Origin of the sequence: Bacillus sp. AR4-2 (assembly GCF_008274865.1) — a bacterium.
Classification (GTDB): Bacteria; Bacillota; Bacilli; order Bacillales; family Bacillaceae_G; genus Bacillus_A; species Bacillus_A cereus.
Map to the genome: position 1 here is coordinate 3,583,831 of NZ_CP031062.1, position 11,805 is coordinate 3,595,635.

Below are 11,805 nucleotides of genomic sequence, written 5' to 3' on the forward strand. Positions count from 1 at the left end.
TTTCTCAAAAAGAGTTATATTTATGCTACTACGCTTTAAAAAACCCCATTATATATATGAATACTTCAAATTATTCCCTTTAGAAAACAAAATCTAAATGGTTCATCACACTCTAATAGTTATAAAAACATAATATATAACTTTAGTTAAATAAATTATATAAAGAAGGTGTAAAAATGAAGAACAAAATAAATTTACAAATACAAAATATAAGTTTTGTTATAATAATGGGTTTAGCAGTATGGTTAAAAACATATCTTATTACGCGATTCAGTTTTGATTTAAAAATCGAGTCTTCGACGCAAGAGCTCCTTTTGTTTATTAGCCCTCTAGCCGCATCATTAGCATTTGTTGGATTAGCATTATTTGCAACTGGTGAAAAGCGAAATTATATAGCGCTCTGTATTAATTTCTTATTAACAATCGTGCTTGTTGGAAATGTAATGTTCTATGATTTTTATAATGATTTCGTTACATTACCAGTACTTGGACAAACCTCAAACTTTGGCCAATTAGGCGGCAGTATTATAGAAATATTAAACTACAAAATTATACTCGCATTCGTAGACATTGTTTTCTTCTTTATTTTATTAAAAAAGAAATCATTGGTCTTTAAAACAGAACGTGTAACTCATTCTACGCGCTTGTTATACTTTCTTTTAACGATTGGTGTATTCTTTGCGAATCTACATCTTGCAGAAAAAGAGCGCCCTGAATTATTAACAAGATCATTCGACCGAGTCATGCTTGTCAAAAATTTAGGCTTATATACTCACCAAGTATATGACTTAACACTGCAAGTAAAAGCTGGGTCACAAAAAGCACTTGCTGATAGTAGTAAATTACAAGAAACTGAAAACTACGTAAAAGCAAATCAAAGCGAGCCAAACCCTAATATGTTTGGTGCAGCGAAAGGAAAAAACGTAATTGTCGTCACTCTTGAATCCTTGCAGACCTTCTTAATAGGCGCATCAGTGAACGGGCAAGAAGTTACACCATTCCTAAATGAATTCATAAATGAAAGTTATTACTTTGATAACTTTTTCCATCAAACTGGTCAAGGGAAAACATCTGATTCTGAATTTCTAATCGATACGTCGTTGTATCCATTAAATCGAGGAGCTGTATTCTTTACACACGGTAACAATGATTATACTGCAACTCCAGAAATTTTACGTCAGCAAGGTTATTTCACTTCTGTATTTCATGCGAATAACGCAACATTTTGGAATCGTAATATTATGTACTCCACTCTTGGTTATGACCGTTACTATAATGAACTTGATTACAAAATCACGCCAGAAACAAATTTAAATTGGGGATTAAAAGATATCGAATACTTTGATCAATCAGTAGATATATTAAAAACTGTTAATCAACCATTCTATGCTCGTTTCCTTACTTTAACAAACCATTATCCATTTACGTATGATGAAGATACAAAATTCATTGAACCATACAACTCTGGTAATGGCGTATTTGATCGTTACATCGTAACAGCACGTTACTTAGACGAATCCATTAAAAAATTTATTGAACGTCTAAAGGCCGAGGGGCTTTACGATAATTCTATTATTGTGTTATACGGTGATCATTATGGCATTTCCGAAAAACATAATCGTGCAATGGCACAGTTTTTAGAAAAAGATCAAATAACAGAATTTGATACTTTAAATTTACAACGTACACCTTTATATATTCATATTCCTGGACAAACAGAAGGTCAAACTATTTCAAAGCCTACGGGACAAATCGATATGAAACCTACTATTCTAAATTTATTAGGTGTTGATTCTACGAATGATATCCGTTTTGGCCATGATATGTTTTCAGATGAATATACTGGCTTTGTTGTTTTACGTGATGGTAGCTTCGTTACAGATAAGTATGCATACAAAAACAACACTTTCTACGACCGTATAACAGGTGAAATTGTAGATTTACCAAAAAAAGAAGCTCAAGCCCTCATTAAACGTGCACAAAATGAATTACGAATGTCTGACAAAATTATTGAAGGCGATTTATTACGTTTCTCAGAAAGTAATAAAATTAAAACTGGCGAAGTACAAACTAAAATTAAAGAAACAGAAAAATAATCTATATGAAAAAGGAGCAACTTATTACAGTTGCTCCTTTTTACTTTCTTATAACACATCAGATTTTTTATTCTACGCTTGTTTCTAAAACTACATCCGCAAAAGTATTATCATCACCTATATTTAAAATCACTTCACATTGACGCAATCTCAATTCAAAGAGCATGATAGAATCGTGATAGATTTCAGGATTTGATTTCATCTTATGTAATATCTCTTGTTTTTCTTGTATTTCTAAATGCGTGTTTTCTACAGCTTGCTTTAAGGAGTTAAATGGATTCCTAAAGAATATATTAATATCTCGCTCTTGTGTGTTTTCAAACAGCTCAAATTGCAAGAAAAATTTCTTCATAATAGAAGCCGTTACTTCAGTATAATCTTCATTTTCTACATACTGTTTGTATTTGTTATATAGCATAGATTTATTTTTAGGAAGAACTCCAAATAATTTACCAGCACTTTTCAGTAAAAATTGTGCTGGCGTAAATCGACGTAAAATATTTACTTCATCCATTTGTATTCTAGTCGTCATCCTGTCAGTATCTCTGCGCCAGTCATCAAGTACTTTAAAGTCACATTCTAACTGTATTCTATTTTCTCCAAATAGTGAATTAAGCCCTTCACTAAGTTCTTCTAAATATGTTTGACTTTGAAGAAGCTCATTATTAGAAGTTGCAATCCAATTTTGCATAGAAAGAGCCAGATTAGGTAACACAGTTTGTTCTAAATATTTATGCACTCTTTCATTCATTGCTTTATTTAGTTCCGTATCCATGTGCCCGAAATCACTTTCTTCACTAATTAAATTAGAACAGCTCTTTAATATCTTCGGAATATTTTCAGTAAGATCATTTGTAATTTCAGTCTTCATTGAATGATACGATTGTGTAATGAAATGAATTTTTTCCCTCTCAAATGTAGTAAGGTTATTAATGCTACCGTTTAGTTTCACTAGCATATCTTCATTCCAATTAATAGCATCCACCAGATTATTTTCTTTCTCAACACGTTTATCCAAAAGATATGTAATTGTTTTTCGAATGAAAAATAATAACTTTTCAGTACGTTCTGCATCGATATTTTTATGATTAAAGTTAAAATGAATAAACTCAGTTAAATCATTTAATTGTTGACTACTTGTATATAACGAGGAATAAGGGAAAATTCTCGCATACGGGAAATATGTGTTTATTCTCGTTGCCGTATCATGTAATACCCTTTTCACTTCTGCTTCACTGTAAATGTTATCGATTTTATTTAATAAGAAATGAATTTGTAAATTTGGCGTATGCTCTTGAATACTTAATAGAATGTCACGTTCTTTATCAGTAAAAGGTGAATCCGCATTCAATACGAACAGTAATTCGTCTACAGAATTTAAATATTCGAATATCTCATCTCTAGTGTCGTTATTCCTATTAAAGCCAGGTGTCACTACAAATGTAAGTTTATTTTCATTTAAAAATCTACATGGTAATTTAAATTCAACACACGCTCTATCTCTATATGTTTGATAGTGCTGAGACATCATATTATGGTAATCAGAGACATCTTCCGTTGTTGTAATTGCTGAGTCTGTTATAGCGTTTATTTCTATATGAGCATCATTTTTTAAAACTACTACATTTGAAATTGATTTTTCTAATATATTTTCTCCTAATATAGAGTTAATAAATGTAGTTTTTCCGTTCCCTGAAGTTCCCGTTACTAAAATACGATTTGTTCTTAAATCTGCGAGTTCGTCAACTAACCATTTAAATCGGTGACCTATTTCTATATTCTGCTTTTGTGCCCACTGTGTAATAGATTCAAAAAGGTGTAAGCTGTACTCTAAGCCATTTACATGATTAATAGAATGTAACAGTAAGTTTTCCGCATGTTCTATATTTGCTGAATCTATTTTGGAAGGGAAAATCTCATCCCATGCCAATACAGCTGCAGATGGAAATACAGCATAAGATGGATTGACTACCTTTAACCAATTTGCTAACAGATTTGGAATGATATCGTTTAATTGTCTAAGCGTATATTGACCTTGAATTAATGCAAAGTACGTTTCTTCGTAAAGAGCAGAAACTTTGTTCCATATATCGGACGAATGTATTTCAATATGTAAGAAAAATTTATTTATTGTGTTAAGCCACAATAAGTAATTTTTTTCATTTTTATAACTGTTCCAGAGTGATGAAACCATTTGCGTAAATTGTACTTGATCTACATTATTTAATGTAGCTAATGCATCATAAAAATAGTCTGGTGAAATATGTTTAGTAAACCCTTTATCGATATATCCTTTTAACACCTCAAACCAAGGATACGATTCTATGCGAATTAACTCATTCACAGCAAGCTCTACTGCACTATCAAAATCTTGCTGTTCCTCATAAAAGGAACGGGCAATTTTTGTGACATTCGGATAATCAGGATTTAAAGAAACTGCTTCTTTAATAACACCGAAAGCTGAGTCAAAATTATTTTGCTCAATGTAAAGAGAAAGTAATTGTAGTCTAATTTCGGTCATCAATATTTTATTATCAGTAGTAATAGAAGTATAAATATTTTCAGCAAATGATAACTGATTCAGTTCGAAATAAGCATCCGCAATATTTTTTTGTGCCCATGGTGCTAATTCATTACTAACCTTCTCCCATTTAAAAATAGCTGCTTCAAAATCTTGATGACGATAATAAAATTCACCTTGTGCAAAACGAATATAAGACCCATCAGAAATCTCATTTTTTTCTTCGTTTACATAAGCTTGTCCAAGTACGTCAAGAGTTGGTTTTGTTTCATTCTCCATTAGGAATGTTTCATAATACATCTTTTTTATTAATTGTTTTTCTAATCTCATCTTTTCCCCCACTATATCTTGAAAATACATTTTTAAGATATGTCAATACTTTTTGTATGTATGCTTTTTATCTTAACAAAGAATATCTTTTGGAAAATTTCATTTTCCTTTCATTTTTCAAGTTAGATTGAATTTTTATGAGAAAAGTTTCAGTTTTTTTTCAATTCCCTTTCAGTTATGAAACAGCATTAAATGTTCCTAATAACCTAATAACACTATAATATTCCACATTATATTATCAGGAAAACCCCATATAAACCATATTATAAAAACAATCTATATTGAATTTATATACATAATTCACTGTGCTGTCAAACAAAAAAACAACAATAGGAGCCAACAGCTATTCATACCATTTCTTTCTCAAATTGTTTTCCTTTAAAATGTTTCAGTAGTTATGTAATTAAATTCCATTAACCTATATAAATAACTAGTCCAAAAAATATCTATATGCATATCATGTTATAGTAAAGAATTTAGGAGATCCTAAAAGGAGGCATTTTCATGTTTGAAGATAAATCTAAAATAAATTACCCATATGAATTTACTGAAACTACAACAGTTCCTCTAAAGAACCCCATTGATAAAAAATTCAAGAACGGCACAGGTACACATAACTTCCCAATTAAGAAGCACTATAAAGAGCAAGTTCTATACACTGAAAAAATTAATAATAATAAAAATAAGTAATTGTATAGACCTTTATAACAATTAGCCAAATAAGAAGCAACATTTGGCCATGCATAGTTATTTAGTTAGTAATGATACAATTCATGCACATTTTAAAAAGTGCTGTATACAGCGCTTTTTTATACATAGATAAATTTAAGCTAACGCAACCAAGAAATAAACTGCAAAATTACTCCACCTTATTCTCGTTTAACTATTAAATCTACATATGAAAAGGGAGCAACAGTAAATGTTGCTCCCTTTTGAAATATAATTTATTCACTCTACATAACCCTCTTAAACATCTTCTCCAACTCATAAGTAGAATGATGCACAAGAATCGGTCTTCCGTGTGGGCATGTGTATGGGTTTGTTGTTGTACGTAATTCTTCCAGTAAGGCAAATATTTGATCGTTCGTTAAATATTGATTCGCTTTAATGGATGCTTTACAGCTCATCATGATGGCTGCTTCTTCACGTAACTTTTTAATATCCACTTTTTTTAGTTTAACAACTTGCTCCATCATTTCATCGATAATTTCTGTTTCTTGTCCTTTCGGGAACCATGTTGGATGCGAGCGGACGATAAAAGATTGATGGCCGAATTGTTCTAAAAATAGCCCGACTTTTTTTAGTTCTTCTAACTGTTCTTCGACACGTAAAAATTCAGTAAGAGATAGATCAATACGGTACGGTACAAGTAACTCTTGTACTTCTTGCGCTACCCTTCCTACTTTATCACGGAAGTATTCATAATTAATACGTTCCTGCGCGGCATGCTGGTCAATCATATATAAGCCTTTATCATTTTGAGCGAAAATATATGTTCCATGCATTTGTCCAATTGGATAAAGTGGTGGTAAGTCATTCCCGTTCATTTCAATCTCTTTTATTTCCCGAACTTCTTCTTCTAATTCCTCTAGTTCAAAATCCTCTTCATTACTGTCCCACGATTTCTCTTCTTGAATTGGTTCTTCGATTATCGGTTTAGTGGATGGTTGCCAACTTTGTTCTTCTCTTATGAGCGACTGTGGTGGTTGCCATTCTTGTTTCGGCGGTTGCCACAGTTGTGGTGGCTGTTTCACAGCCTGCGGTTCTTCTTGTTTTGCATCCATGCCAGTTGGTAAAACAATGTCCGGAATAGATGGTTCTTTCGGCTTCGCATGCTCAAACTGGAACTGTTCTTGCACACTTTCGTCTTTTTCTTTTTTCTTCGTTGTTACGCCTGCATCTGGAATGAGCTGTATTTTTTTAAATGCAGCTTGCAATGTTTCTTCGATCAGCTTTAGCAATTCTTGTTCTTTACTAAAACGAACCTCTAACTTCGCTGGATGTACGTTAACGTCAACTAGCATTGGATCCATTTCAATCGATAAGAAGCCAATTGGATACCGGCCGACTGGCAGTAATGTATGGTATCCTTGCTGAATTGCTTTCATTAGTACAAAGTTTCGAACGTAACGACCATTTACGATCGTTGACATATAATTACGAGATGCTCTCGTTACTTCTGGTAATGTTACATAACCTTTAATTGTAAAGTCTAAAGATTCAGCTTCAATTGGAACAAGCTTCTTCGCAACTTGAATACTGTAAATCGATGCAAGTACTTGTCTTACATCACCGTTACCTGATGTATGAAGCAATTTCTTTTCATTATGAAACAGTTTTAACGATACTTCTGGATGTGACATTGCAATACGATACACGATATCTGTAATATTCCCGAGCTCCGTATGAATGGTTTTCATATATTTAAGACGCGCTGGTGTATTAAAGAATAAGTTTTGTACTGTAATATCTGTTCCTTTTCGGCTCGCAGTCTTCTCTTGCTTTATAATGTCTCCACCTTTAATTATGAGGTGTGTACCAGGCGCATCACCTGTGCTAGTAATTAATTCTAATTCACTAACAGAGGCAATACTCGGCAATGCCTCACCGCGGAAACCGAGTGTTCTTATGCGAAACAGATCGTTTTCATCTTTAATTTTACTCGTCGCATGGCGTTCAAAAGCGACGATACAGTCTTCTTCTGCAATACCATCACCGTTATCAATGATACGAATTTTCGATAACCCAGCTTCTTCTAAGTGGATTTCAATAGATGTACTATTCGCATCGATAGAATTTTCCACAAGTTCTTTTACGACTGAAGCAGGGCGCTCTACTACTTCCCCTGCCGCAATTAAGTTAGAGAGTTGGTCATCGAGTTTGCGAATTTTCCCCATCTACTTACTCATCCTTTCTTTAACTTTTTCTGTAAGCGATACAATTCGTTCATCGCTTCTAAAGGTGTCATATCAAGTAAATCGATTTTTTTAATTTGCGCCAATACTGCTGTTTCTTTTTGATCTAGCAGAGGTTTGTCTTGTTTCTTCGAAGACTGTTCTCCTCCAAAGAAAGATAGTTGCGATTCTTCTTCAGTCTCTACTTTCGTTTCCTGTATTTCTGCTATTTCCTCTTTTACAACTACAGGTTCTGGAGCAGCTTCTTGTACTTTCACTTCTACTCGTTTTGGAATAATAATTTCTTCCTGTCCTTCTAGCTGTGCTAACACTTCTTTCGCGCGGGCGATTAAGCTATCTGGAAGCTCTGCAAGTTGCGCAACGTGAATTCCGTAACTTTTATCTGCTGCCCCGTCTTGAATTTTATGAAGGAATACTACTTTTCCATTCTCTTCAATTGCTGAAACGTGTACATTTTTCAGTTGATCTAAACTCTCTTCTAACACCGTTAATTCGTGATAATGCGTAGAGAATAACGTTTTTGCACCAATTTGGTCATGAATATGTTCAATAATTGCTTGTGCAAGTGCCATACCATCATAGGTAGATGTACCGCGTCCAATTTCATCGAATAAAATTAAACTTCTTTCTGATGCGTTTGCAATTGCATTTTTCGCTTCTAACATTTCGACCATAAATGTACTTTGACCTGATATTAAATCATCCGCTGCACCAATTCTCGTAAAGATTTGATCAAATACAGGTAATACTGCTTCTGTTGCTGGTACGAAACAACCGATTTGCGACATAACCGTTACAAGTGCTAATTGTCTCATATACGTACTTTTACCAGACATGTTCGGCCCTGTAATTAAAAAGACATCCATATTCTCTGGCATAATACAATCATTCGGTACATACAATTTCCCGTTCAATACTTTTTCAACGACAGGATGACGACCATCTTTAATAAAGATTTCGCGCTTCGTTGTCAGTACAGGTTTTACAAACTGTTCTTCTTCACTAACTGTCGCAAAACTTTGCAGTACGTCTAATTCACTAATTACTTTCGCTAAATGTTGTAATTTCGGAATAAATACTTTTACTTCTTCACGAAGTGCTGTAAATAAATCGTATTCTAGCTGTACGATTTTTTCTTCAGCTTCCAAGATTAACGTTTCTTTTTCTTTCAGTTCATCTGTAATGAAACGTTCAGCATTAGCAAGCGTCTGTTTACGTTCATAGCGACCTTCTGGAAGTGCTGCAAGATTCGCTTTCGTTACTTCAATGTAGTAACCGAAAATACGGTTGTATCCGATTTTTAACGATTTAATTCCAGTAATATCACGTTCTCTTTTTTCAAGCTCAGCAATCCACGTTTTCCCGTTTTTACTCACGTAACGATATTGATCAAGCTTGTCATTATAACCATCTTTAATAATATCTCCATCTTTAATTGAAAGCGGTGGGTTTTCTTGAATACTTCTTCCTAGTAATTCTGTTAAGCTTTCACATGGATCTGCACCTTGAATTAATCTCGATGCATAAGCGTTATCTAACAAACTAATTGCTTCTAAAATAGCTGGCACTTGAAGTAATGAACGTCTTAATTGTAATAAGTCTCTTGCATTTACGTTACCAAATGCAACTTTTCCTGCTAAGCGTTCTAAATCATATACTTCTTTTAACTTTTCTTTTAAATCTTCACGTAAGAAGTAATCATTTACAAACGTTTCAACCATTTCTAAACGCTCTTCAATTCTTTCTTTCTGTATAAGTGGACGTTCCATCCACTGTTTTAACATACGACCACCCATAGCTGTTTTCGTCTTGTCCAATAACCATAATAGTGATCCTGTTTTTTCTTTCGTCCGAAGTGTTTCTGTCAGTTCTAAATTTCGCTTTGAATGTACATCAATTTTCATAAATTGATTCGTATAATAAATTTCTACTGGTTGCAAATGATCTAAAGAACGTTTTTGCGTTCTTATTACATAGTTAAATAAACGTCCAACTGCTTTAATTAATTTTGCTTGTGAAACATTTTTCACAAGATGTTCTAATCCTTCCGGAATTGCCGTTGCATCTTCATACGAAATCGTCATTTTCAATGTTTCAGTTAACTTGTTTAGTTCATCTTTAGAAAATGAAGAATCAACAACAATTTCTTTCGAACCAGTTGCATACACTTCTAATAAAATATCTTCTACTGAACCAGTCAGTAACGTTACTGTATTTTGTCCAGTCGTTAAGTCGTTACAAGCTAATGCATATGATCCATCTTCAAAATGTGTTAATGCGGCTAAGAAGTTGTTTTCTTTCTCATCAATTGTACGCCCTTCCATCATCGTTCCTGGCGTAATTAATTGTACTACTTCACGACGTACTACACCTTTAGCTGTTTTCGGATCTTCTACTTGCTCACAAACAGCTACTTTATATCCTTTTTCAACAAGTTGTTCAATATAGTTTTTAGCCGCATGATATGGTACACCGCACATTGGTATACGTTCACTACTACCGCCATCTCGGCTCGTTAATGTAATTTCAAGTTCATGGGCTGCTTTAACAGCATCCTCAAAGAACATTTCATAAAAATCGCCTAAGCGAAAAAATAAAAAGGCATCTTGATAATCTGCCTTAACCTTTAAATATTGCTGTATCATAGGCGTATATTGAGTCATACTTTTCCTCCATAATTCTTACATGATAATCTATTTTCATATATGTCGCATTTCACGGACACTCTTATCTCCTATTTCAGGAGTCTTTCTTCATTATAACATATTTCATAAAGAATCATGTTCATTCAGCGCCACTTATGTAAAGTAAAAAGCTAGGAAGAACTTCTCCCTAGCTTTCTATTACTCTTCTTCTGCATCAACGATAAAGTTCGGATCTAATTCTTCAAATTCATCATCAGCAATTTGGAAATCATCATCTGATTCTACGCAGCCTTCAGGATTTACACTTACACAAATTTTCGTTTCTCCAACTACTTCTGTTACAAATTCACGTTCTACAGTTACAACAATTTTATTACCATTTGGTGATACAAGTGCTTCTAAACAATTTGGCGGCTGAATAACACGAGCAATAATTTCTAAATCGTCACCAGAAAAGTTTTTATCACGATAACCAATACTTACTTCGTCCGTGTAGTTCACACGTTCTGTTACAACTTCAGTCTTTGTATTTCCATCAAATGAATACCAAGTGTTCACATCATAGAAACCTTCAATTTCCACATGTTTTCCATTCTTTCTTGCTTCGTACGAGTGGTTAATTACCCAGCACCCTAAAATACTTGTTGGCTCATTATTCGATTCACATGTATGCGTTGACTTTGTATACTTACGTCCTTTTCCAACCACTGCTTTTGTAATAATCTCTCTAAATTCGGACATTCGTAACCCTCCTCAATCACTATTCACTTAATCATATGCGTGACAATAGCGGAATGTGTCATTCTTTTTTTGAGAAGACCTTACGTTTAATCCACAAAAAAAGAGATGTCAATATGACATCTCTTTAACAACCACAATTTCCTTTTTTACTTTCTACCGCTGCGCCAGTTTCACCCTTTAGTACATCACCACCAGTTGAAATTAATATTTCATCTGTTACGTTGTTAGAAATTGTACTAGCAACTAACTGTAATAAGTCATTTACGTATGTTTGTGAAGATTTAAATTGTTGTACGACTGGAATACTGTCTAACTTATCTTGCAATGCATCAATTTCAGCTTCTACCTTTTTTAAAGCTTCCCATTTCCCGTAATGTTGCAAGTTTACTGCTTGTTTTTGCAGTGCTTTAATTTCATCGATTGCGCGCTTTACATTTTCATTTTTATGAATTTGCGCCTCTGCTTTCTTAAAAAAATCAACTTCTTCTGTTTCAGAAATCATTTTTGCTAATTCTTTCGCTTGTTCAACAATGTCATCTTTCGAATATACTTTCATC

Annotated in this window: 7 protein-coding genes; 2 read left to right on the plus strand and 5 right to left on the minus strand. The window is 33.5% G+C overall.

What is annotated here, in order from left to right:
• The first annotated feature begins 176 nt into the window (after positions 1-176).
• Positions 177-2,096, plus strand: a complete 1,920-nt coding sequence (locus tag DN399_RS18435; protein WP_149149888.1) for an LTA synthase family protein — start codon at positions 177-179, stop codon at positions 2,094-2,096.
• 67 nt (positions 2,097-2,163) lie between these two features.
• On the opposite strand, the gene DN399_RS18440 is transcribed toward DN399_RS18435, so the two are convergent.
• Entirely contained in the window at positions 2,164-4,947 is a 2,784-nt protein-coding gene (locus tag DN399_RS18440) for a dynamin family protein (protein WP_149149889.1), read from the minus strand.
• Positions 4,948-5,451: 504 nt separating this feature from the next.
• Here DN399_RS18440 and DN399_RS18445 point away from each other — a divergent pair.
• Complete coding sequence (locus DN399_RS18445; RefSeq protein ID WP_000461138.1) at positions 5,452-5,637, plus strand: hypothetical protein; 186 nt, start codon at positions 5,452-5,454, stop codon at positions 5,635-5,637.
• 263 nt (positions 5,638-5,900) lie between these two features.
• Here DN399_RS18445 and mutL read toward each other — a convergent pair whose 3' ends face one another.
• The 4 genes from mutL to DN399_RS18465 form a co-directional block, all read right to left on the minus strand.
• Positions 5,901-7,844 (minus strand): DNA mismatch repair endonuclease MutL, encoded by a 1,944-nt coding sequence (gene mutL, locus DN399_RS18450; protein WP_000516455.1) that lies wholly within the window; start codon positions 7,842-7,844, stop codon positions 5,901-5,903.
• An 8-nt stretch (positions 7,845-7,852) separates the two neighbouring features.
• Positions 7,853-10,525, minus strand: coding sequence for a DNA mismatch repair protein MutS (gene mutS / locus DN399_RS18455; protein ID WP_000196026.1), 2,673 nt, complete (start codon positions 10,523-10,525; stop codon positions 7,853-7,855).
• Positions 10,526-10,705: 180 nt separating this feature from the next.
• A complete protein-coding gene (gene cotE, locus DN399_RS18460; protein ID WP_001288799.1) occupies positions 10,706-11,248 on the minus strand; it encodes an outer spore coat protein CotE in 543 nt (180 codons plus the stop codon).
• Positions 11,249-11,372: 124 nt separating this feature from the next.
• Complete coding sequence (locus DN399_RS18465) at positions 11,373-11,804, minus strand: YlbF/YmcA family competence regulator (protein WP_000870461.1); 432 nt, start codon at positions 11,802-11,804, stop codon at positions 11,373-11,375.
• Position 11,805: the final 1 nt, after the last annotated feature.